This window comes from Pseudomonas sp. GW821-FHT09E04, from assembly GCF_059416185.1.
In genome coordinates this window covers 426,651-449,480 of the sequence record NZ_JBWKOR010000001.1, presented here as the reverse complement: position 1 = coordinate 449,480, position 22,830 = coordinate 426,651, and the positions used below count along the sequence as shown (strand labels likewise).

The following is a 22,830-nucleotide window of genomic DNA, read 5'->3' as shown; positions in this document are numbered from 1 at the left end:
CGACCCATCTCCGCCTTCAGAGACCGCGCATGACTTTCGATTTTGATCAGGTATTCGACCGCCACAACACCGGCAGCACCAAATGGAGCCGCTATGCGGCCGACGTGTTGCCGATGTGGGTCGCTGACATGGATTTCGCGGCCCCCCCGGTAGTCATCGAGGCGCTGCAACAGCGTCTGCTGCACCCGTTGGTGGGTTACAGCGTGGCCCAGGACAACCTGCGCGAAGCCATCGTCGCCGACCTGTGGGACAAATTCGCCTGGCGCGTGAAACCACAGGAGCTGGTGTTCCTGCCGGGTGTCGAGTCGGGTTTCAACATGGCGCTCAAAGCGTTGGTACAGCCGCAGCAGAACGTCGTGGTGCAAACTCCGAACTACCCGCCGCTGCGCCACGCGCCGGGCCATTGGGGTCTGAACCGGGTCGAGCTGAAATTCACCGCCCAGGCCGACGGCACCTACGCCACGCCGCTGGACGCCTTGCGTGAATCCCTGACCGGTGGCGGTGCCCTGTTGCTGAGCAACCCGCACAACCCGATCGGCAAGGTCTTTGGCCGTGAAGAACTGCAAGCGGTCGCGGACATCTGCGTGGCGCAGGACGCCTGGATCATCTCTGACGAGATCCATGCCGAGTTGTGCTACGACGGTCGCGTGCACATTCCGACCGCGTCCCTGAGCCCGGAGATCGCCCGTCGCACCATCACCCTGATGTCGGCGAGCAAGGCCTACAACATTGCCGGCCTCAAGACCTCGTTCATGATCATTCAGGACAGTGCCCTGCGCGAACGGGTCAACCACGCCCGCTGCGGCATGGTCGACAGCGTCAATCCGCTGGGTATGGAAGCCACTCGCGTGGCCTACAGCGAGGCCGGCCCGTGGCTGAAGGAGCTCAAACAATACCTGCAAGCCAACCGTGATTTTCTGGTTGAGGCGGTTCGCAGCCGTCTGCCGGGCGTGACGATCAATGTGCCACAGGGCACTTATCTGGCGTGGCTCGATTGCTCGGCGCTTGGGCTGGACAATCCGCAGCAGTTCTTCCTCGAACAGGCCCGCGTCGGGCTCAGCCCGGGACTGGATTTCGGTGATCACAGCCAGCAATTCGTGCGCCTGAACTTCGGTTGCCCGCGCTCGCTGCTGGAAGAAGGCATTGCACGGATGGAACGCAGTCTGGCCCAACGCAAGGCCTGACACCAACGCAAAAAAGAAGCCCGGCCTTCATGGCCGGGCTTCTTTTTGTCATTTCATCGACTGGGCGATGATCTCCACCAGATTCATCTGATTGAACGGTTTCGACAGCCGCGGCAACTCCGCCGCAAAGCCTTCAAGGCGCTCGGCATAACCGGTGGCCAGGATGATTGGCAGGTCCGGCTTGAGCAGGCGCACCGCGTGGGCCAGTTGCGCACCGCTCATCTTCGGCATGGCCATGTCGGTGATCATCAGGTCGATGACTTCCCCTTGGTCGAACAATTCCAGAGCTTGCGCACCGGATGCCGCGCCGATGACCCGGTGCCCGAGATCCTCCAGCAACAGGCTGGTACTGGTGCGCACCAGGCTGTCATCGTCCACCACCAGAACACTGAGTCGCGGCACTGACGCCGTGGATGGCCTCGGGCTCAGAGGTTTGGCCGCCACCCCGTCGACGGCGACCGGCAGCCAGAGTTCCGCACAAGTCCCCTGCCCCTTCACGCTTTTAAGAATGAAACGCCCGCCCAGCTGTTCGATGAAGCCGTGCACCATCGACAACCCCAGCCCCGTGCCCTTGCCCAGGCCTTTGGTGGTGAAGAACGGATCGGTCGCCGAGGCCAGTGTCTCGTCGTCCATGCCTTCGCCGGTGTCGGTCACGCTCAGGCAGACATAACGCCCCGCTGCCAGGCTCGACTGGCTCTGCTCCAGAACCACTTGCGGCTGCGCGCCGATGACCACGCTGCCACCCTCGGGCATCGCATCCCGCGCGTTGGTGGCCAGGTTAAGCACCGCCAGTTCGAGCTGGTTGGTATCGGCCAGCACCGTTTCGAGATTTTCGGGAAACTGCGTTTCGATGCGAATCCCCGGCCCCAGTGAACTGCGCAACAGGCCGGTGATGCCTTGCACCAGTTTCGGAATGTCCACGGCTTCGGTCTTGAGTTCCTGGCGCCGGGCGAAGGCCAGCATGCGCTGGGTCAGTGACACGCCACGCAATGCGCCCTGGGTGGCGTTTTCCAGCAGACGACTGACCTTCGGATCGTCGCCGACACGTTTGCGCACGATCTCCAGGTTACCGAGGATCACCGTCAGCAGATTGTTGAAGTCATGGGCGATACCGCCGCTGAGTTGGCCGATGGCCTGCATCTTCTGCGCCTGGAACAGCGCCTCGCGGGTTTGCTCCAGTGCCAGTTGCGCCTGGTGGGCTTCGGTCACGTCCCGGGTGATCTTGGCAAAGCCGAGCAGCGTGCCGGTTTCGCCGCGAATCGCATCGACCACCACATGCGCCAGAAACCGCGTGCCGTCCTTGCGCAGGCGCCAGCTCTTGTTCTCGAAGCGCCCTACGCGCACGGCGGTTTCCAGGGCGCGTTGCGGCTCCCCTGTCTCACGGTCTTCCGGGGTGTAGAACATCGAGAAATGTTTGCCGATGACTTCGTCCGGCGCATAACCCTTGATCCGCTGCGCGCCGGGGTTCCAGTTGGTCACGCGGCCTTCCGGGCTGAGCATGTAGATCGCGTAATCAGTGACGCCCTGCACCAGCAGCCGGAACTGCTGTTCGCTTTGCTTGAGGGTTTCCTCGGCCATCTTGCGGTCGGTGAGGTCGCGGGTGATCTTGGCAAACCCGAGCAACTGCCCGCTCGGGCTGAAAATCGGGTCGATCACTACGTGGCACCAGAAGTGCGTGCCGTCCTTGCGCACCCGCCAGCCTTCACCTTCGAACCGCCCTTCGCGGATCGCCGTATCCAGTGCGCGCTGCGGCATGCCGACGGCGCGATCTTCGTCGGTGTAGAACCGCGAAAAGTGCTCGCCGAGAATCTCGGCTTCCTCATAACCCTTGAAGCGTTTGGCCCCGGAGTTCCAGCTGGTGATGATGCCGCTGGGGTCGATCATGTAGATCGCGTAATCGACCACGGCATCGATCAGCAGGCGAAAGCGCATTTCTTCGATCGCAGCGGACTTCTTGTTCTCGCTCATCAGGCTTGGCTCAAAGCAGATTTTCAATAACAGGAGTATGCGTCAAACCGGCGGATTGGAAAGGCGCATCTGCATGGTCGAGCTGCCACCAGCGCGGCAACAACTGTTGGATCCGGCGCTCGGCGAAACGGTCGTCGATCAGCATGACCACACCGCGATCCTGCTGGGTGCGGATCACCCGCCCGGCGGCCTGCACCACTTTCTGCACGCCGGGGAACAGGTAGGTGTAGTCATAACCGGCACCGAAGATCGCCGCCATGCGCCGTTTCATCTGTTCGTTGACCGGGTTGAGCTGCGCCAGACCCAGCGTGGCGACGAAGGCACCGATCAGCCGGGCACCGGGCAGGTCGATACCTTCGCCGAACGCGCCGCCGAGTACCGCAAAACCGATGCCCTGGCTGTGCGTCGTGAACTGATCGAGAAACGCCTGCCGCTGCCCTTCGGCCATGCCCCGCGATTGCTGCCAGAGCGTGATGTGCGGATGCCGTTCAGCGAGCAGTTGCGCGACCTGTTGCAGGTAATCGAAGCTGCTGAAGAACGCCAGATAGTTGCCCGGGCGCTCGCCAAACTGGCGGGCGATCAGCTCGACAATCGGTTCGAGCGACGCCTGACGATGGGTGAATCGGGTGGAGATCTGGCTGATGATCCGCACCTGCAACTGTTCGGCGCTGAACGGCGATTCAACGTCGATCCACACCGTGTCGGCCGGGGTGCCGAGCAAGTCGGCGTAATAGTGGCGCGGGCTGAGGGTCGCGGAGAACAGCACGCTGCTGCGGGCCGCTTTCAGGCGCGGACCGAGCAGCGCGGCCGGCACCACGTTGCGCAGGCATAGTTGCGACAACGGGCGTTTGCGGTCGATGTCACGCTTGCTGATGTCGAACAGGTAGTGCGCGTCGAACAACTCCGCTACGCGACCGAATTGCAGCATTTCGAAGTAGACATTCTGCAAGCCACTGTCGAGTCCTTGCGGGTGGTCGTTGAGGTAATCGCCGATGCTCGCGCTGCACGACATGATCGCTTGCAGCAGTTTTTCCGGCGCCTTGTCGTAAGCCTGATACGGCGCCAGTTGCGCGTTGTGCAGGGCATTCCATTCACGGTTGACCCGCTGCAAAGGCTTTTTCAAAGCCTCGGGCGCGGTTTTGCGCACGCCATTGAAGATCGCCTGATCGAGGGTGGCGCTGTACATCTGCCGCCCGCGCTCGACCAGGTTGTGCGCCTCGTCCACCAGCACCGCGACCTTCCATTGATTGAGCTGGGCCAGACCGAACAGCAGCGCGCTGAAATCGAAGTAATAGTTATAGTCCGCGACCACCACATCGGCCCAGCGCGCCATTTCCTGGCTCAGGTAATACGGACACACCGAGTGTTGCGCGGCGACTTCACGGAGCGCCGCCTGATCCATCACTTGCAATTGGCTGGCCGCTTCACGTGCGGCCGGCAGTCGGTCGTAAAAGCCCTGGGCCAACGGGCAGGACTCGCCATGACAGGCCTTGTCGGGATGCTCGCAGGCTTTGTCTCGGGCGACCATTTCCAGCACCCGCAATGGCAAGGTTTCGCTGCGATCGAACAATACTTGAGCGGCGTCCAGCGCGAGTTTGCGCCCTGGGGTTTTGGCGGTGAGGAAATACACCTTGTCCAGTTGCTGCGGCGCCAGCGCCTTGAGCATCGGGAACAGCGTGCCGAGGGTCTTGCCGATGCCGGTGGGGGCCTGGGCCATCAGGCAGCGGCCGGTGCTGGTGGCTTTGAACACCGATTCGGCGAGATGACGCTGGCCGGTGCGGAACTCTGGATGGGGAAAGTTCAACTGCTGCGCCGCGTGATTGCGGGCCTCACGGTGGGCCATTTCCTGTTCGGCCCATGCCAGGAACAAGCCACATTGTTGTTCGAAAAATCCGCGCAAGGTTTCGGCGCTGAAGGCTTCGACCAGACAGGTTTCCTTTTCGCTGACGATATCGAAGTACACCAGCGCCAGATTGATCTGCTCCAGCTGCAACCGGCAACACATCAGCCAACCGTAGATCTTCGCCTGCGCCCAGTGCAGCGCGCGGTGGTTGGCCGGTTGTTTGCTCAGGTCGCCACGGTAGGTTTTGACTTCCTCCAGACAGTTCTGCGTCGGATCGTAGCCGTCCGCCCTGCCCTTGACCTTCAAAGTGCGAAATTCACCTTCCAGCGCGACTTCGCTCTGATAGGCGTCATTGCGCCGCGAGGCGACGGTGCGGTGACCGGCGATACCTTCCAGCGCGGTGGGCGACGGTGTGAAGCGCAAGTCCAGGTCGCCGCACTTGGCGGTGAACTCGCACAACGCCCGCACCGCAATGCTGTAGCTCAAGCGCCCTGCTCCGCCCATACCACGTAACACACGGCCACCGGCATCTGGTGAGTATGGCAAAACTCCAGCCAGCGAAGTTGGTTGTCCTGCAAGCGGTCGCCGGGGCCTTTGACTTCGATCATCCGGTAGGTCTTGTGCTGCGGCCAGAACTGGATCAGGTCCGGCATGCCGGCGCGGTTGGCCTTGATGTCCAGCAAAAGGCGATTGAACCAGTGCTTGAGGTGTTCGGCCGGCAGGCAGGTCAGCGCTTGCTCCAGCAGTTCTTCATTGAGCGCCCCCCAGAACACGAAAGGCGACTGAATGCCCCACTTGGTGGCAAATCGGCTGCGGATGGTGTCGGCATAACGGCCGTCGTCGAGTTCCGCCAGGCAGGCCTCGAACAGTTCGGCCCGACGGCCCTGAAAATCCTCATGAAGCAAATCTGCCGGCCCACGCTGGAACGGATTGAAAAACGCGCCCGGCAGCGGCGCGAAAATCGCCGGCCAGCACAACAGGCCGAACAGTGAATTGATCAGGCTGTTTTCCACGTAATGCACCGGGCCTGCGTCTTCATGCAGGTGCGCCTGCACGTGATATTCCACCGACAGCGCCGGATCGAGCCGTTCCAAGTGCAGATCCAGCCGTTCCACCGGTCTTGGAGCAACGCGTTTGAGCGCCGGCCCGCCGAGTTTGCGCCGCAGACGTGGCAGCGCCCGTTGCAGGCCCTGTTGTTCGGCGGCGCTTTCCGGCGCCTGTTCGGCCAGCGTGCCCAACTCCAGCGCCAGCGCATATTCGCCACAGCGCTCCAGCACCCGAATCATCCGCAACCGCGCGCCGGGATAGGCGCAGTCGCGATATAGGCTCAGGGCCAGGGCAAACTCTCCGATGCGTTCGCAATGCTGGCCGATCTGGAACAGCAACTTGCCGAGCCGACGCTGCAGCCACGGGTTGTCGAACTGCAAAGCGCTCAGCTTTTCGGCAATTGGTTCCAGCGCCTCGCCCGCTTCGAAACGTTGCTGACAATCGTGCAGGAACAGGCAGGCATCGACGTCGGCCCGGCTGCGCAGGCCCCGGGAATCGGCGCTGAATTCGACTTTTTCGTAGGTGAAGATCCCGAGATCGGCGAGGACAAACTCCGACCAATCCTGATACAGGTTGCCGAAGAACATCAGGCGAAACCGGTCGCACAAATCCATCAGCGTCAGGCTGAACAGCCGATCCGCGATTTGCGGGCACCAGTCGTGCCAGCGGCGTGATTCGGGAAACTGCCCATGCAGGACCAGCAGCCAGTCAACTTTCCGTCCCTTCGGTTCGTTGATGGCCGGGCCGAAGGCTTGCAGGACTTCGGCCTTCAAACACAGATCGAACAACTCCGGCATCGACAGCAGCGCCTGCCCGTCCAGCCACCCGTGGTCGAGCAACGGCTGCGCGGCCAACGCGATGTCGCCAATTTCCGCATAACTGAGCTTGCCCGCCCGAAAATGCACGCCCTTGCGCATCACCATCCGCACCAGCAAACCCTGGGACCCGCGAGGCAGTGCCTTGAAGTCGCGGATGAAAGCATGTTCCGTTTCGCTCATCACATCGGCATAACGAAGCTCAAGCCAGTCAAGCACTTGCCGGAAGTTGTTGAGGTAATAGAACGGATCGTCGAGGGGGCTGGAAGTCACGGTGATAAGGGGCCATGGCGAACGAATACTGGTTATGCGTACAGATACCAGTTCCGCCCCGCCGGGTGCAAACGGAAAAGGATCAGTGGCATCCGCGATTCGGGTTTTTTCGCCAGTCCATCGAACTTTTGCGGGCTATTCGGCACCAACCGCGTTAGAAGACCGGCATCGGTCGAATTGAATGAGGAACGCTGGGTATGAATTTCAGAAAAATGGCTATGCCGATGGCGGCTGTGGCTTTGCTGGCATTGGCCGGTTGCTCGACCCCGACGGTGGTGACGTTGCAGAACGGCACGCAGTATTTGACCCAGGACATGCCGAAGACCAAGTCCGACGATGGTTTTTATGAGTTTCGGGACATTTCCGGCGTGAAGATCCGCGTGAAGTCCGACGAAGTGGCCACGGTGCGCAAGGAAGATTGACGGTTACTCCATCAAAAAAGGCTGCAATCCTGTTGGAGCGCAGCCTTTTTTGCATTCTTCAGCGGGGTAATGCCATGCCCGGAAGGGTGCCGTCGCAGTTCAACGCGCGTTCACCGCGCCGGACCATTTCTTCCTGCAAGCGCTGGCAACGTTGACGCTCCTGTTGCGCCATGCGGTCGATGCTCAGGTTGCCGGTCATTTCGGGCTCATTGTTTTCGCCGATACGCACGGTCACGAACGGTTGTTCGGGCTGGATATGAAAGCGGCTTTTCTCTTCAACGGGTTTGACTTCATCGCTTTCGACCGGCTTTGGCAATTCATCGCTACTGACGCCGTAGCGGCTCAGAATCGAGCTGTGAGGCAAGTCGGCCCAGGCATTGGCCGAAAGCAGCGCCAACCCGACGATACCGATATACCCCTTGAAACCTTTCACGTTTGAATCTCCTGTACTCAATGGCGGCTTGCCTATACATGACGGTTACATCGTCATTGGCTTTAGTCCGCATTTCCTGTTGGTGCAGGGGTTTGAGTCAGGTAGTGGCCAATGAGTCACTTTTGATGTGGAGAGGGAAAGAATTCCCCCTCCACCGTCACCCTCAGGCGATCACGATGCCATCGGCACTGAGACTGCTCAGCGAAACCCCGACCAGCGTCACGGAATCACCGCCGAACTTCAGCACCGTATCCTGCCCCACCGAGGTGGCATGGGCGCGGAAGTCATCGCCCGGCAACACGCCCTGCACACCGAGGAACACCAGTTTGTCGTTGCCGGTGAATCCCACCACCCGGTCCTGGCCGAACGCGCCGTTGAACAGGAACGTATCCGCCCCGCCGCCCGACTCCATCAGGTCATTGCCGGCACCACCGACAAACACGTCGTTGCCCACGCCACCGATCAAGTGATCGTTGCCGTCCAGGCCGAACAGCCAGTCACCGCTGGCGTGGGCCTTGAGGGTGTCGACGCCAGTGGTGCCCTTCACGCTCGACTCGTACTGAGTGACGTTGTTGCCGACCTTCAGGCCATCCGCCGTGACGCTGTGGGTCACGTCGTCCTTGAACAGGCCCCAGAGGAAACCCGGCTCCTTGGTGACGATGCTGCCGATGTCGCGGGTGATGCTGATCCCGCCGTTGGCATCGCGGATGTACAGGTTGCCGGCGCCGTCGTTGGCGAAGTCGAACTTGTTCACCGACTGCTGCAAGTCGAGGGTGTTGTTGCCGGCGCCGCCAAGAATGACGTTGTAGCCGCCGCTGTCACGGAACGTGTCGTTGCCGGCGCGGCCCTCCAGGTAATCGTTGCCGCTGCCGCCCTGGATCAGGTCGTTGCCGTCGCTGCCGATGATAAAGGTGCTGCCCTTGTGGGTTTCGGCGTTGCGGTTGAGGTCCTGCACCCAGGTGTTGGCCCGCGCAGGGTCCGACAGGTTGGCGACGATGATCGTCGAGTCACGGCTGGTGAGGTCGTAGAACTTCGACTCGATCACCCGGTTCATGCCGTCGCCGTAGGCTGTCGGCAGGTGCGAGATCCAGGTCGGGACGTTGACGATCGAGAATGGCAGCACGTTCCACACGTTCGAAGCGTAGTGGTCGTTGAAGCTGACGATGTTGTCGGTCGCCGACACTTTCGACGCGTCGTGTACGCCAAGCGATGCACCGGTGAAGGTCGAGCCGTCGAGCGCGCGGAACACCGGGTCGTTCTCGTAGCCGACGTTGAGCACTTTGTCGGTGCTGCTCTGGGTCGGCGAGGCGTAGGCAATGTAATTGGAGTCCTGGAAGAACCCGCCCCATTTGCCGCCGCTCAGGTCCGCCATGCTATTGACCGCCAGCCCGCCGAGGCTGTGACCACTGACCAGCACGTCCTTGCCGGTGAGACCGTTGGCCTTGGCGAAGGCCACCACATCGTTCAGCAGGTTGCCGAAGGCTTCACCAACGTAGTTCTTGGCGTAATCCTTGGGGCCGAACGCTGCGAGCAGGTCATTGATGGCGTCGGCGATGGAGTCGCCGATCAGGATCTCCCGCGGGCCGCTGGTGCCGCGAAAGGCGATGCCGATTTCCGTGAGATGGCCCTGAGCGTCGTATTTGCCGAGGATTTCCACTTGCGCGCTGGTGTAGCCGGCCTTTTCGCCGAAAAAGGTCCCGCGAGCATCGGTCTTGCCGTCATAGCCCAGTTGCGAGGCGGTGATAGGCGTCCAACCAGCCTTTTTCACGGCGTCGAGGGCGAGTTTTTCCGAGTCGGGGTTCCACGGGAGTCCGGGAATCACACCTTGCGAATCCGTGCCGCCGATCAGCGCCGAAACCAGCGTGGCCGGCAGGCCGAGGCCGAAGCCGTTGTGCTGATACCCGACAGCGAAACCGTTGTCGAGGTTGTGATAGGAGTACAGCGTGATGGCCATGGCATCAGTGAACAACGCCTTGGAATCCGCTGAGCTGAAGTTCTTGTAGTCGTACACACCCATTGCTGTTGCCTCTCTCTTTGTTGGAATTATTCAGAGATAGCTCACAACCAAAGCGCCCCTCCCGAGGCGTTCCGGAGCATTTCAGTTACAACATTTGTGTCATGCAACCCCAATGGGAACCGCCGCAAGCCGCGGTGGTTCCCACACGGAATCAGGCGAACACGAAACTCGAGTCGGACAGGTTAGCCACACCCACCCCGATCAGGGTCACGGCATAGTCGCCAATCTTCAGCACGGTATCGGCGCCGGACTGCGAAGCGTGTTGCTTGTAGTCGTAGCCCTGCCCTGCGCCCTGAACGCCCATGAACACCAGTTTGTCGCTGCCCTGGTAGCCATTGATCGCATCGAAGCCGAAGGCGCCGCTGAACAGGAAGGTGTTGTTGCCACCCACCGCACTCATCACGTCGTTGCCGGCGCCGCCGACGAAGGTCACATGGGCTTTGTCGCTGAACAGGTGATCGTCGCCGCCCAGACCGAACAGCCAGTCGCCGTCAGCGGTGGCCTTCAGCGTGTCGCCGAGAGCACCGCCATTGAGCGAATGGTTGTACTGGGTCAGTTCACTGCCATTGGCCAGGCCTTTGCCGGTGACGGTCCAGGTGATTTCCTTGCTGCTCCACCACGACCCCGACTCCTTGCTCACCAGTGCGCCGATGTCGCGAGTCATGCTGATGCCGCCGTAGGCGTCGCGCACGTACAGGGTGCCGTCACCGTCGTTGGCGAAACTGAAGTTCTGCAACGGTTTCTGCAGGTCGAAGGTGTTATGGCCCTGGCCACCGAGCAGGATGTTGAAGCCACCGTCATCGCGGAACAGATCATCGCCGGCGCGGCCTTCGAGGAAGTCGTTGCCCGCCCCGCCCTTGAGCCAGTCGTTGCTGTCGGTGCCGATGATGAAGGTGCTGCCGGTGTGCGGCTCACCGCTGCGGCCCAGATCTTCGACCCAGGTCTTGCCCCGGGAAGATGCTTCCAGGTTGGACACGATGATGGTTGAGTCCTGGCTGGTGAGGTTGTAGAACTTCGAGTCGATCACCCGGTTCAGGCCATCGGCATACCCCAGCGAGCTGTGAGCCGACCAGTTCAGCGGATTGACGATGCTGAACGGCACCAGGTTCTGCGCGGTGGACGCGTAGTTATCGTTGAAGTTGACGATGTTGTCGGTGGTCGAGTCGTGCGGCTTGTCGTGTTTGCCCATCGAAGCCGTGCTGAACGTGGTGCCGTCGAGCACACGGAACACCGGATCGTTCTCGTAGCCGATGTTCAGCACGTTGGTGCCGGTGCTGCTCTGGGTCGGCGAGGCGAACGAAATGTAGTTGGCGTCCTTGAAGAACCCGCCCCAGTTGCTCGCGCTCAGATCCGCCACGCTGTTGACCCCGAGACCGCCGAGGCTGTGGCCGCTGATCAGCACGTCCTTGGCGGCGATGCCATGGGCCGTGGCAAACGCGGCCACGGCCTTCAGCAGGTTGTCGAAGGCGTTTTTCGCGTAGTTGGTGGCGTAATCCACTGGCCCGATGGCTGCCAGCAGGTTGTTTTTCATGTCACCGAAGGTGTCGCTGTAATCCAGCCCGCCCGTGCCGCGAAAGGCCACGCCGATACCGATCAGCTTGCCCGCCGCGTCGTATTTGCCGAGCACTTCCGCCTCGGCGCTGGTGAAGCCGTCCTTCTCGCCGAAGAACGTTCCTTTCGCGTCGGTCTTTCCTTGATAACCCAGTGCCGTGGCGCCCAGTGGCGCCCAACCGGTGCCGGGCAAAGCCTGCCCGGTCGGCGTGTAGGAATACAGCGTCAGTGCGATGGCATCGCTGTACAACGCTTTGCCGTCGGCATTTTTGTAGTCAAACAGTCCCATGTCGTGCTCTCTCTTCCTTTCAAAAACGGCAGTTCTTTGCCGAACTGCCGCTACACCTTAGAACTGCCAGTCCAGCGTCAGGCCCACACCGTGGTCCTTCTCGTTCGAACCGATCAGTCCGTTGTAGTCCAGGTTGACCCGGACATCGCGATTGAGCGCCAGGCCGGCACGAACGCCGACCACTGCCGCATCGCGATCCATCGACGCACTTTGCACCGTGAATGCACTGTTGCCATTGACGAAGGCCAAGTGGCTGTCGGAATCCACGCTGCTCAGGTTGTGCTGCCAGCCCAGAGTCGCGCCCAGTTCAAGCTGATGTTTGTCCGACAGGGCAAACGTACGCTTGGCGCGGACGCCGAGGGTCGACAGCACGGCGTCGCGGTTATCTTCACCGCCCTTCAGTGCGGCGGCATCTCCCTTCTCAGTGAAGCTGTCGCTGTTCAGGTGCACGTAAGCCAGGTTGGCGAACGGCTCCAGATTCATCGGTTGCAGACCGAGATCGTAGGCTGCTTCTGTGAACAGTTGCGCGGTGGTCGCATCGCGTTTGGTTTTCTGCTTGCCGCTGACACCGGCAAATTGCAGATCACGTTTGACGTCGATGCGATGCCAGCTGTAAGCCGCGCCGGCGGTCAGACGCAGGGCATCGATCTGATGCCCCAGGTACGCACCCAAGTGATAACTATCGGCCGATGCAGACGAATGTGTACCTTTGCCCATGTTCAAAGAGCTGTCGCTATAACCGGTAACGAAACCCAGACGCGTATCTTCAGCGATCAAACCGTCGACGCCGGCCAGCAAGCCACCAATGGAGCTGTTGGAGTCGGCGTTTTTATAGCCGCCATCGCTCTTGCCCCAGGCGCCCAGCACTTTGAGCCAGGCGTTGCTGCGGTCATCGGTCGGTGCGCCGGCGTCGAACAGATCCCGCTCGCGCAGACGTTCGCCCACGGCATCGCGCAGGTAATGGCTATCGTTGATCAGCATGGTGCCGATGGCCGGGTGAATCTCGCCGGACAGTTGCTGGAAGGCGTCCTGCGCGACAGCGGCGGTCGGCGACAGCAACAGGGTTTCGAACAACGCATTGCCCGCGCCCAGACGTTCGGCGGCTGCACCGACGGCACGCTGGTTCGGGGTCAGGCCGACACTGGCGAACGACGCACCGTTACGCCCGACGTCCAGTTGAACACCGCCCGAGGAGTAATCGAGGGTGCCGCCGAGAAACGCATAACTCGGCAAGACCTGACCGAAGCGCCCTTGAATGCCACCCGCCGCCTGCAGAATGTTGAACTGGCTGCCGAGCAGGGATTTCACCTCGCCGGTGGTCAGCAGCGTCGGGCTGTTTTCCAGGGTCAGGGCGACCGTTGCGCCCTCGATGGTTGCAGTGCCGCCAGCGACAACGCGGTCGCTGCTGGTCGGCGAGACTTCGACGGAATAGGTCGAACCCGGTTCGAAGGTCACGTCACCGGCCACGTTCAAGGTGCCGATGGAGTTGCCCGGCGCGACGATACCGCCGCTCTTCGCGGTCAGTGCCGCGATGTGCCCGTTACCGCCGAGGATGCCACCATCGTTGACCGTGACCGCCGATTGCAGCGAGCCATTGATCGCCAGTCGCCCCTGATTGACCAGGGTCGGACCGGTGTAGGTGTTGGCGCCGGTCATGACCAGGGTGCCGATCCCTTGCTTGGTCAAACCGCCGTGGCCGGAAATGTCGTTGCGCCAGGTGTCGAGACCGCAGGTGATGTCGGTGCACACGCGCTCGGTGGGTTTGCCGGCGTCGATGATCGCGCCGATGCCTGGCAGGTCGGCCACGAACTGGCCGGAGCCATAGGCACCCTGGATGCGGAATTCTTCGGGAATGTCTTGCTCGGTGACAAACATCGCCGGGCCGTCGATGGCCTTGCGCAGGTTGATCATGCCCCAGCCGTACAGGGCGTCGATGCCCGGTGCGCCAAGGTCAGTGGCCGTGGTGCGCAACACGCTGGCAACCTGATCACCGGACATGTACGGGAAGCGCTCCATCAACACCGCCATGGAACCGGCCACGTGTGGTGCGGCCATCGAGGTGCCGTTGTAGTTTTTGTAGCCGGTGGTCAGGTTGTCGGCGTTGGTGCCTTCAATGATCGAGCTGTAGATTTTCGTACCCGGTGCCGAGACGCAGAAACTCGCGGTGTAGCCGCAGCGCGAAGAGAACGTACTCATGATGTAGGGATTGGCACTGGCCAGATCCGGGTTCTTTTGCAGTGCGGCGACGGTGATCCAGTTCGGCGCGATGTCCGGCACGAAGTAACCGAGGCCGGCGATGGCGTCCGGGTTGTTCAGGTTGTAGTCGTTGCCCGCCGCGAATATCGTCACGATACCGCTGCGCGCGGCGGCGATTGCACCGTCGTAGGCGCCGCCGGGTTTGGTGCCCAGCAGTGTGCGGATCTCGTTGAACTGCAATTGCGCGTCGTTGACGGTGAAATGCGGGTACGCCGGGTCACGGCCGCCGAGATCGAAACGGTCGGTGATACCGATCCCCCAGCTATTGTTGATGATCCGCGCGCCACTGGCGATCAGGGCATCCCAGCCGGCCTTGTACACCGCGCCGTCGTTGCCGCGCACGATACCGTCTTCCGGGCCCGGGTCGCCGTTGTCGGCGCTGATGATCTGTGCACCGAACGCCACGCCGTGCATCGGCCCACCGTCACGGCTGCCGGCGGCGATGCCGCCAACGTGGGTGCCGTGGGCGCCGAGCTTGCCGTCGGAACCGACCGAGGGCGAACCGTCATAACGGAACGCGTCCCCGGCTTTGACCGGGATGTACGGGTCGGTGTATTCACGAATGCCGCTGGTGACCAGGGTCACCACTTTGTTCGGCCCGGAAAACTCCGGGTGCGCGGCGTACACCGGCTGGTCGAAGATCCCCAGCTTCACGCCTTTGCCGGTGTAACCCGCGGCGTAGGCGTAATCCGCGCCAATCGCGCCCAGGCCCCAATCCGCCTGGAATTCGGCGCTGCGCCAACTGGCGGCATCCCCTGCCCGGCCGCTTTCCACATAGGGCGCAGCGTGTGCGCTACCCCAGGTGGCCAAGGCGCAAAGCAAGGCGCGATTGAGAGTTTTCAGGCGAAAGCATCCACCCGATTTCGCGGGGGTGTTGTTATTTTTCATCCAGCGACCTTCCTTAGTGATGTTGCACAAAATCCGTCTATTGAAGTGATCGTTCCCACGCCCTCCCCGTTGATCGTTCCCACGCTCTGCGTGGGAATGCCTCTAGGGACGCTCCGCGTCCAGTGACGCGGAGCGTCACGGGCTGCATCCCCACGCGGGAGCGTGGGAACGATCATCTCTCGGTGAGTCAGAACTGCCAGTTCAGGCTCAGGCCGACGCCGTGACTCTTCTCACGGTTGGCCAGTTGTCCGGTGTAATCCAGGTTGATCCGCACGTCGCGGGTGACTGCCAGGCTGGCCTGCACGCCGACAAGCGCGGCGTCACGCACCAGCGGCGAGCTTTCGACGTTGTACGGCGCGCTGCCGCTGGCGAAACGCAAATGCTGCTCGGCCTCGATGTCCGTGAGGCTGTGCTGCCAGCCGAGATGGCCGCTGACATCGAGTTTTTGCGTGCCCGACAGGTTGATTGTCTTGATCGCCCTGACGCCGAGGGTGCTGAGCACCGCGTCACGCTGGTCGCCGCTGCTTTTCAACGCTGCAGCGTCGCCCTTCTCGGTGAAACCTTCGCTGTCCAGATGCACGTAGGCCAGATTGGCGAACGGCTCCAGGACCAGCGGTTGCAGATTCAGTCGATAGGCCGCTTCACCAAATACCTGTGTGGTGGCGGCATCGACCTTGGCTTTCTGTTTGGCGCTGACGTCGCCGTATTGCAGATCACGTTTGACGTCGGCGCGATGCCAGCTGTAGGCCGCGCCGGTGCTCAGACGCCAGTCGCCGATGTTGTGCCCGGCGTAAGCGCCGAGGTGGTAACTGTCGACCTTGGCCGAGGAATGCGTGCCAGAACCCATGCTCAACGAGCTGTCGCTGTAACCGGTGACCAGACCGATGCGGGTCTGCTCGTCCAGCGCGCCGTCGACGCCTGCCAGCAGGCCGCCGATGGATGTGCTGTAGCCGGCGGTGTCGTGTTGCGAATCGGTCGTGCCCCAGGCGCCGAGGACCTTGATCCAGCCGTTGCTTTGCGCGGCGTTTGCATCGTGCAGGCGTTCGCCGATGGCGTCGCGCAACTGACGACTGTCGTTAATCAGTACCGAACCGAGGGCCGGGTAGATTTCCCCGCTCAGTTGCTGGAAGGCTTGCTGTGCATCGCTGGCGGTGGCCGACAGCAACAGGCTTTCGTACACGGAGTTACCGGCGCCCATGCCTTCGACGGCGCTGGCCACGGCCCGCTGGTTCGGGGTCTGGCCGACGCTGGCAAAAGACCTCGCGTTGCGTTCGACATTCAGCGCGATGCCGTTGCCGCTGTACGCGAGGCTGCCGCCGATAAACAGGTAATCCGGCACCACGGCGCCGAACTGGCCCTGGATGCCACCGGCCGCTTGCAGAATGTCGTACTGATGACCGAGCAGGCTTTTCGCTTCAGCGGTGCTGAGCAAGGTCGGGCTGTTTTCCAGCGACAGACTGACGGTTGCGCCGCTGATGGACGCCGTACCGCCGGCGACGATGCGGTCACTGGCGGTCGGTGACAGCTCCACCGCGTAGGTCGAGCCTGGCGCGAAGGTCACGTCACCGGCCACATTCAAGGTGCCGATGGAATTGCCCGGTGCCACGCGACTGCCGCTGTTGGCGATCAGTGCGCCGATTCGGCCGGAACCGCCGAGGGTGCCGCCGTCATTAACCGTAACGGCGGACGTCAGCGAACCGTTGACGCTCAGCAGGCCGCCATTGACCGTGGTCGGGCCGCGATAGGTGCTGTCGCCAGTCAGAATCAATTGCCCGGCGCCGGACTTGATCAGGCTGCCCTGATACACCCGATTGGCGGCGGCCGCATCACGGGCCATGCCGACAGCGTAATCGGTCTGGTCCTGTTGGCTGGCGCCTGCCGAAATTCCGTTCTGCCAACCTTTGCTTTGCAGGGTTTGCTGCCAGGCACTGTGCTCGGCGAGGTCTTCGCTCTGACGCTGGATCAGCGCCTTGTCGGAGATGTCGTTGCTCCACACATCGCGTTGCCCGGTGGCCAGATTCGCGTCGAACGCGCCGAGCAATTGCCCCGGTCCGCCCATCGCCCGCTTCAGGTTGGCGACGCCCCAGCCGACCCGTTCGGTCGGTGCGCTTGTCACGCTGCCGTCGAGTTGAGTGGCGGTGGTCAGCAGCACTTCCAGCGCCTGCTGGTTGTTCATGTACGGGTAACGCTCCATCACCAGCGCCAAGGCGCCGGTAGCATGGGGCGCGGCCATCGAGGTGCCGGACTTGATCGCGTAACCGCCGTCGGGAATGGTGCTGTCGATCTTTGCCCCCGGCGTGGTGATGCACCAGTATTTGGCGATGCCGCACTGGTTGTACTTCTGCTGATTGCTCTGATCCAGCCCCGACACGGCCAGCCAATGGCCTTCCAGGTCCGGCTGAAAATACGGCAGCGCCGAACGCACGCTGGCGTTGGGGTAACCGCTGTTGCCGGCGCTGAACACGTTGATCACGCCGCGGCGCGAAACATCGGCGGCGGCATCGAGCCAGGTGCCTTTGTTCCAGTGTTGGGCGTAAGCCGCATGCAGGTCCGCCAGGGTTCGATAGCTGACATCCGGCGGCTGACTGCCCCAACTGTTGTTGATCGCCCGCACGCCGGCATCGGCCAGTGCGTCGTACACCGCTTTGAAATAGCGCGGGTCGGGATTGGGGCCGAACAGAAAACTGTCGTTCTTGTTGGTGTTGCCGACGTAGATCTGCGCATTGAACGCCACGCCGTGCATCCCGCTGCCATCGCGGGAGGCGCCCATGGTGCCGACCACGTGCGTGCCGTGAGAATCGTTGTTCGGGTTAAGCGTGCCGTTGACCGTGAACAGCGAGCCATCGACATAGCTGCCGCTGGCCGAGACCGGGTGATACCGGTCGCTGGCGAACTCGGGATGGGCCGCGTCGAAACCGGAGTCCAGCGCGCCGATCTTCACGCCCTTGCCGGTGATACCGGCGGCGTAGGCCTGATCGGCCTGCATCCGGTCCAGCCCCCAGTCCCGCAGGAGTTCGGCGGAGCGCCAACTGGCTGGATCGCCGGGTTTGCCCGGATCCACGTATTGCGCCTGGGCCGGGTTGATAAAAATCACAAGCAACAGGGTGCCGACCGAAGCCGGCTTGAAGCGTACGTCCATGTTCACCACTCGTTTTTGTTGTTTTGTGTAAAAACTACGGTGCTATTGCGTCCGTGGGCCTTGCCCGAATGCTTCGTCCACCCGAGCCAGATCCTGCTCGCTCAAGGTGCCCGCGTAGTAATGCAATTTGGTCCAGGCCATGAGGTAGTCATAGCGGGCCTGGGCCAGATCGCGGCGGGTGGTAAACAGTTGTTGTTCGGCGTTCAGCGCGTCCAGGTTGGTCCGCTCACCGCCAAGAATGCTTTGCTTGGTCGAGACCACCAGCGCCTCGGCCGACGTCAGGGCTTTCTGGTAGGCGCGCAGTTTGTTGACACCGGACAGGCAGGCACTGAACTGGCGACGCAGTTCGATCAGCGTTTCGCGGGTCTTGCCGTCCAGTTCGTATTCGGCCTGCTCCATGGTGCGGCTGGCCTGACGGGTCGATGCCGACACCCCGCCACCGGCGTACAACGGCACGTTGACTTCGATGCCGATGGTGTTGGTGTCGTAGCGCTGGTTATAGGTGTTGCCGCTTTCCGATTCGTTCTGGCGCATCGAGGCGTAGGCACTGACTTTCGGCAGGTGCCCGGCGCGGTTGCGCTCCACTTCATAACGGGCCACTTCCACTGCCTGGCGCTGTGACGCCAGGTTCGGGTTGTTGCTGATCGCCAGTTCGTGCCAGGTGTCGTAGTTGGCCGGCATCAACGCGAAGGTCTGGAAGTTCTGATCCAGCGGCGCCAAATCGGTGATGTCCACTGTCGGCACACCAACCAGCGCACCCAGTTCACGCAGCGCGGCATCCTGTTCGTTGCGGGCCTCGATTTCCTCGGCGGTCGCCAGTTCATAGCGCGACTCGGCTTCGAGAATGTCGGTCCGCGTGCCTTCGCCCTGCTTGAACATGTGCTCGTTCTGCTGGAACTGCTGCTCGTACGCCTTCTTCTTGGCCTGGGCGATGTCGATCTGATCCTGAGCGAACAAGGCCTTCGTGTAGTTGTCGAGCACCCGCACCAACAGTTCCTGGCTCTTGCCCCGGAAGTTCTCGTCGGCAAACAGCGACTGCGCCACACCTTTGCGATACGCGGCGTAGGCCTCGTAGTCGAGCAACGGCTGTTGCAGGGTCAAGTTGGAGCCGTAACTGTTGTAGTTGCGGTTTTCCGTAAAGTTGCCGCGATCGGTGAGCTGCGTGACCTTCGAGGTGTTGTGGCCCTTGTTGTAGTTGTAACCGACTTTCGGCAACAACCCGGCGCGGCCAATGGCCCGGTTTTCAAGGCCTGCATCACGTTCCTTGATCGCGCCGAGGAACACCGGGTCATTGCGCAACGCCTGTTCGTAGATCTCGAACGGCCCCATGGCCGCCACTGCACTGTTGCCCGCGAGCAGCGCGAACGCTGCCGCCAGCATGGAAAGCTTATTCATACAGCCGAACATCCTTATTCTTCAGTCAACGCGGAGCCGGCCCGGTCGAGCAGCGGTTTGAACAGGTAGTTGAGGAGTGAACGTTCGCCAGTGCGCACGAACATTTCCGCCGGCATGCCGGGCTTGATCACCAGGCCGTTGAGTTTCTCCATGGCCTGATCGCTGACGCTGCTGCGCAACACGTAATACGGCACGCCGGTTTTCTCATCGACCATCTGGTCGGCGGAAATCAGGCTGACTTCGCCGGGAACACGCGGTGTCTTGCTCTGGTTGAATGCGGTGAAGAGGATGTCTACCGGCAGGTGCGTGCCTACCTTGTCGATCAGGTTGATCGGCAGGTGCCCTTCCACTTCCAGGCGCGTGCCTTGCGGAACGATTTCCAGCAGGGTTTCGCCCTGACGGACCACGGCGCCTTCGGTGTGCACACCGAGGTTGACGGCCACGCCGTCCGACGTCGCCACGATCTCGCTGTGTTGCAGATCGAAACCGGCGGAGGTCAGTTGTTCGGACAGGGTGACGCTTTTCAGTTGCGCGTCGGCCAGTTGGGTGCGGACTTCCTTCTGGTATTCCTCGCCGTGCTGTTGCAGTTTCAGGCGCGACTCAAGAATGCCCTGCTCTACCCGGCCGCTTTCGCCGGTGTTCTCAGCCAGCTGCTGCTGCACTTGCGACAGTTGACGCTGATATTCCATCAAGCGGTTGCGCGGGATGTAGCCGTTGTCCGCCAGCGGTTGCAGATTGCTCAACTGCTGTTGCAGGGAGTCGGCCTGGGCGTTGAGATCGGTACGGGCGCGGCGCATGCCGGCCAGTTGCGAAGTGGCGCCTTCGATACTGGCGCGCAGTGCGGCCTGCTCGCGGGAATACGCTTCGCGGCGGCTGCTGAACAGTTGGCGCTGACCTTCCAGCACCAGGGCCAGGCGCGGGTCCGCGTTGTCGCTCAGCTCTGCCGGAAACGTCACCTGCTTGAGGTTGTCGCGCTCAGCCTGCCAGCGCGCAAGGCTGGCCCATGCCATGCGGTACTGCGCCTGCAGCGACTGCACATCGGCGGCGACCTGGGTCTGGTCGAGGCGGAACAACGGCTGACCCTGTTTTACGATCTCGCCTTCGCGCACCAGAATCCGGCTGACCACACCGCTGCTCATCGACTGCACAGCCTTGCGTTTACCGGAGACCACCACCGTGCCTTGCACCGGAATCCCTTGATCCAGCGGTGCCAGTGCGGCCCAGGCAAAGAAACTGCCAGCGCCGGCCAGTGCCAGAATCCAGCCCATGCGGGCGAAGAATTTAGCGTCGCGCTCTGGGCGTTCGGTGATGTACGCGTGTTCCATCGTTGCTTCGTTTTCAGTGTTCATGCTCGCGCTGCTCATACACCCGAATTCCTTGTCGTGGGCTGGTACTGCCGGCTCAAGCTGAGCCCGCCCGGTGCCTGCGCGGTTTTTTCAGTGGGTTGTGGCTGTTGTTGCGCCTGGTTGCCGGACAACGCCTTGAGCACATCCTGGCTCGGGCCGAAGGCTTGCAGACGGCCATCGGCGAGTACCAGCAATTTGTCGGCCTGGGCCAGTACCGAAGAACGGTGCGTCACCAGCACCACCGTGGTGCCCTGCGCCTTGAGTTGCACGATGGCGCTGGACAATGCGGCTTCGCCGACGGTGTCGAGGTTGGAGTTCGGTTCATCCAGCACCACCAGGCTCGGTGTGCCGTACAGCGCACGCGCCAGGGCTACACGTTGCTTCTGGCCGCCGGACAGACCGCTGCCATCCTCGCCCAGTTGCGTGTCATAGCCCTGCGGCATGCGCAGGATCATTTCGTGTACGCCGGCCTGTTGCGCGGCGGCCACCACCTTCTGCGGGTCAGCCTCGCTGAAACGGGCGATGTTCTCGGCGATGGTGCCGCTGAACAATTCGATGTCCTGCGGCAGGTAGCCGATGTATGGGCCGAGATCATCGCGATTCCAGCGATGAATGTCGGCACCGTCCAGGCGAACCGTGCCACCGAGGGTTGGCCACACGCCGACCAGCACCCGCGCCAGTGTCGATTTACCGGAACCGGAAGCACCCAGTACGCCCAGCACTTCACCGGCCGCCAGATTGAAATTGACCATGTGCAAGGTCGCGGTACGTTGCCCGGGTGGGCCGGCGCTGACTTGTTCGAACGTGATCTGGCCTTTTGGCGGCGGCAGCGCCATGGCGTCGTCGCTCGGCGGATAAGCCTGCAGCAAGGAGTCGAGTCGGCGGTACGCCAGCTTCGCCCCGCTCCACTGTTTCCATACGGCAATCAACTGGTCGATCGGGCTGAGCACGCGGCCCATCAGGATGGAACCGGCAATCATCATCCCGGCGGTCATGTCGCCCTTGATCACCAGCAAGGCACCCAGGCCCAGCACCAGCGATTGCAGGCACAGGCGCAAGGTCTTGCTCAGCGAGCTGATCACCGCGCCCGTGTCGCTGGCCTGGTTTTGCAGGCCGAGGAAGCGCGAATGCACCTGGAACCAGCGTTTGCGCAAGGAACCGAGCATGCCCATGGCCTGAATGGTTTCGGCGTTGTGCAGGTGGCTGGTGGCCAGCTGGCTGGATTTTTGCGAATAACCGGCGGCTTCGCCCAGCGGCTTCTTGGTCATGTATTCGTTGAGGCACGCCAGGGCGATCAACAACAGCGCGCCGGCAGTGGCGAGGACGCCGAGCCAGACGTTGAACAGATAAATCACAAACAGATAGACCGGAAACCACGGCGCATCGAAGAACGCGAACAGCGCAGGCCCGGTGACGAACTGGCGAATGTGGGTCAGGTCGCCCAGGGACTGGCCGGCATTGCCCTCGCCTTTGAACAGGTTGCGCTCGAACGCGGCCTGATAGACCCGCAGGTTGAAGCGGCGCTCCAGCTGGCTGCCGATGCGGATCACGATGAAGCTGCGCACCACTTCCAGCAGGCCGATGAACGCGAAGAATCCCACGACCATCAGCGAGAGCATCGCCAGCGTGGTTTCGTTTTGCGAAGACAGCACCCGGTCATAGACCTGAAGCATATAAATAGAGGGCACCAGCATCAGCACGTTAATCAGTGCGGTAAAGCATCCGACGCTGATCAGAATGCTTTTATAGTCACCCAATGCCTTGAATAAGGGAGCGGTGGCTGGGGCCTTCGCCATCTTCATTGATTATTCCTGAAATGATATTCCCCGCCGTGCTTGGCGAGACTTCAATTAATAGCCCGCACACGGGGCGGGACATACACCGACAGTGTCCGCTTACACTTCGATAACAACTTTCGCGATTAAAACCGGCGTCCGTGTTATTGAAGAGAGCCTTATAACTGT

Annotated in this window: 13 protein-coding genes; 2 read left to right on the top strand and 11 right to left on the bottom strand. The window is 61.9% G+C overall.

Annotated features, from left to right (window positions below; genetic code table 11):
* The first annotated feature begins 29 nt into the window (after window positions 1–29).
* On the top strand, window positions 30–1,184 hold the full coding sequence (locus tag AC07N4_RS02085) for a MalY/PatB family protein (RefSeq protein ID WP_493064829.1): 1,155 nt from the start codon (window positions 30–32) through the stop codon (window positions 1,182–1,184).
* Between the two features lie 48 nt (window positions 1,185–1,232).
* On the opposite strand, the gene AC07N4_RS02080 is transcribed toward AC07N4_RS02085, so the two are convergent.
* Genes AC07N4_RS02080 through AC07N4_RS02070 form a run of 3 tightly spaced genes read right to left on the bottom strand, consistent with a single transcriptional unit; the run spans window position 1,233 to window position 7,130 of the window.
* Window positions 1,233–3,152 (bottom strand): hybrid sensor histidine kinase/response regulator, encoded by a 1,920-nt coding sequence (locus tag AC07N4_RS02080; RefSeq protein WP_493064828.1) that lies wholly within the window; start codon window positions 3,150–3,152, stop codon window positions 1,233–1,235.
* Between the two features lie 10 nt (window positions 3,153–3,162).
* Window positions 3,163–5,481, bottom strand: coding sequence for an ATP-dependent DNA helicase (locus AC07N4_RS02075; RefSeq protein WP_493064827.1), 2,319 nt, complete (start codon window positions 5,479–5,481; stop codon window positions 3,163–3,165).
* Window positions 5,478–7,130 (bottom strand): VRR-NUC domain-containing protein, encoded by a 1,653-nt coding sequence (locus tag AC07N4_RS02070; protein ID WP_493064826.1) that lies wholly within the window; start codon window positions 7,128–7,130, stop codon window positions 5,478–5,480. The genes AC07N4_RS02075 and AC07N4_RS02070 overlap by 4 nt, the downstream gene beginning before the upstream one ends.
* A 197-nt stretch (window positions 7,131–7,327) precedes the next feature.
* Here AC07N4_RS02070 and AC07N4_RS02065 point away from each other — a divergent pair, with 197 nt between their 5' ends.
* Window positions 7,328–7,552: a YgdI/YgdR family lipoprotein gene (locus AC07N4_RS02065; RefSeq protein ID WP_493064825.1), complete on the top strand. Its 225-nt coding sequence runs from the start codon at window positions 7,328–7,330 to the stop codon at window positions 7,550–7,552.
* A 58-nt stretch (window positions 7,553–7,610) separates the two neighbouring features.
* Here AC07N4_RS02065 and AC07N4_RS02060 read toward each other — a convergent pair whose 3' ends face one another.
* The 8 genes from AC07N4_RS02060 to AC07N4_RS02025 form a co-directional block, all read right to left on the bottom strand.
* On the bottom strand, window positions 7,611–7,985 hold the full coding sequence (locus AC07N4_RS02060; RefSeq protein WP_493064824.1) for a hypothetical protein: 375 nt from the start codon (window positions 7,983–7,985) through the stop codon (window positions 7,611–7,613).
* Between the two features lie 163 nt (window positions 7,986–8,148).
* Complete coding sequence (locus AC07N4_RS02055) at window positions 8,149–10,002, bottom strand: polyurethane esterase (protein WP_493064823.1); 1,854 nt, start codon at window positions 10,000–10,002, stop codon at window positions 8,149–8,151.
* Window positions 10,003–10,153: 151 nt separating this feature from the next.
* Window positions 10,154–11,842: a polyurethane esterase gene (locus AC07N4_RS02050; RefSeq protein ID WP_493064822.1), complete on the bottom strand. Its 1,689-nt coding sequence runs from the start codon at window positions 11,840–11,842 to the stop codon at window positions 10,154–10,156.
* 57 nt (window positions 11,843–11,899) lie between these two features.
* Complete coding sequence (locus AC07N4_RS02045; protein WP_493064821.1) at window positions 11,900–14,986, bottom strand: autotransporter domain-containing protein; 3,087 nt, start codon at window positions 14,984–14,986, stop codon at window positions 11,900–11,902.
* Window positions 14,987–15,173: 187 nt separating this feature from the next.
* Entirely contained in the window at window positions 15,174–18,125 is a 2,952-nt protein-coding gene (gene eprS, locus AC07N4_RS02040; RefSeq protein ID WP_493064820.1) for an autotransporter serine peptidase EprS, read from the bottom strand.
* A gap of 42 nt (window positions 18,126–18,167) precedes the next feature.
* The gene (locus AC07N4_RS02035) at window positions 18,168–19,532 is read right to left on the bottom strand and encodes a TolC family outer membrane protein (RefSeq protein WP_096820400.1); all 1,365 of its coding nucleotides are present in this window, start codon (window positions 19,530–19,532) and stop codon (window positions 18,168–18,170) included.
* A gap of 2 nt (window positions 19,533–19,534) precedes the next feature.
* Entirely contained in the window at window positions 19,535–20,884 is a 1,350-nt protein-coding gene (locus AC07N4_RS02030; RefSeq protein ID WP_096820399.1) for an HlyD family type I secretion periplasmic adaptor subunit, read from the bottom strand.
* Complete coding sequence (locus AC07N4_RS02025; protein ID WP_102619847.1) at window positions 20,881–22,668, bottom strand: type I secretion system permease/ATPase; 1,788 nt, start codon at window positions 22,666–22,668, stop codon at window positions 20,881–20,883. The genes AC07N4_RS02030 and AC07N4_RS02025 overlap by 4 nt, the downstream gene beginning before the upstream one ends.
* Window positions 22,669–22,830: the final 162 nt, after the last annotated feature.

Excerpts from the sequence above, each read along its gene's own strand:
- AC07N4_RS02085 (WP_493064829.1), top strand. The coding sequence starts at position 30 with ATGACTTTCGATTTTGATCAGGTATTCGACCGCCACAACACCGGCAGC.
- AC07N4_RS02080 (WP_493064828.1), bottom strand. The coding sequence starts at position 3,152 with ATGAGCGAGAACAAGAAGTCCGCTGCGATCGAAGAAATGCGCTTTCGC.
- AC07N4_RS02065 (WP_493064825.1), top strand. The coding sequence starts at position 7,328 with ATGAATTTCAGAAAAATGGCTATGCCGATGGCGGCTGTGGCTTTGCTG.
- eprS (WP_493064820.1), bottom strand. The coding sequence starts at position 18,125 with ATGGACGTACGCTTCAAGCCGGCTTCGGTCGGCACCCTGTTGCTTGTG.
- AC07N4_RS02055 (WP_493064823.1), bottom strand. The coding sequence starts at position 10,002 with ATGGGTGTGTACGACTACAAGAACTTCAGCTCAGCGGATTCCAAGGCG.
- AC07N4_RS02030 (WP_096820399.1), bottom strand. The coding sequence starts at position 20,884 with ATGAGCAGCGCGAGCATGAACACTGAAAACGAAGCAACGATGGAACAC.
- AC07N4_RS02025 (WP_102619847.1), bottom strand. The coding sequence starts at position 22,668 with ATGAAGATGGCGAAGGCCCCAGCCACCGCTCCCTTATTCAAGGCATTG.
- AC07N4_RS02045 (WP_493064821.1), bottom strand. The coding sequence starts at position 14,986 with ATGAAAAATAACAACACCCCCGCGAAATCGGGTGGATGCTTTCGCCTG.
- AC07N4_RS02050 (WP_493064822.1), bottom strand. The coding sequence starts at position 11,842 with ATGGGACTGTTTGACTACAAAAATGCCGACGGCAAAGCGTTGTACAGC.
- AC07N4_RS02035 (WP_096820400.1), bottom strand. The coding sequence starts at position 19,532 with ATGTTCGGCTGTATGAATAAGCTTTCCATGCTGGCGGCAGCGTTCGCG.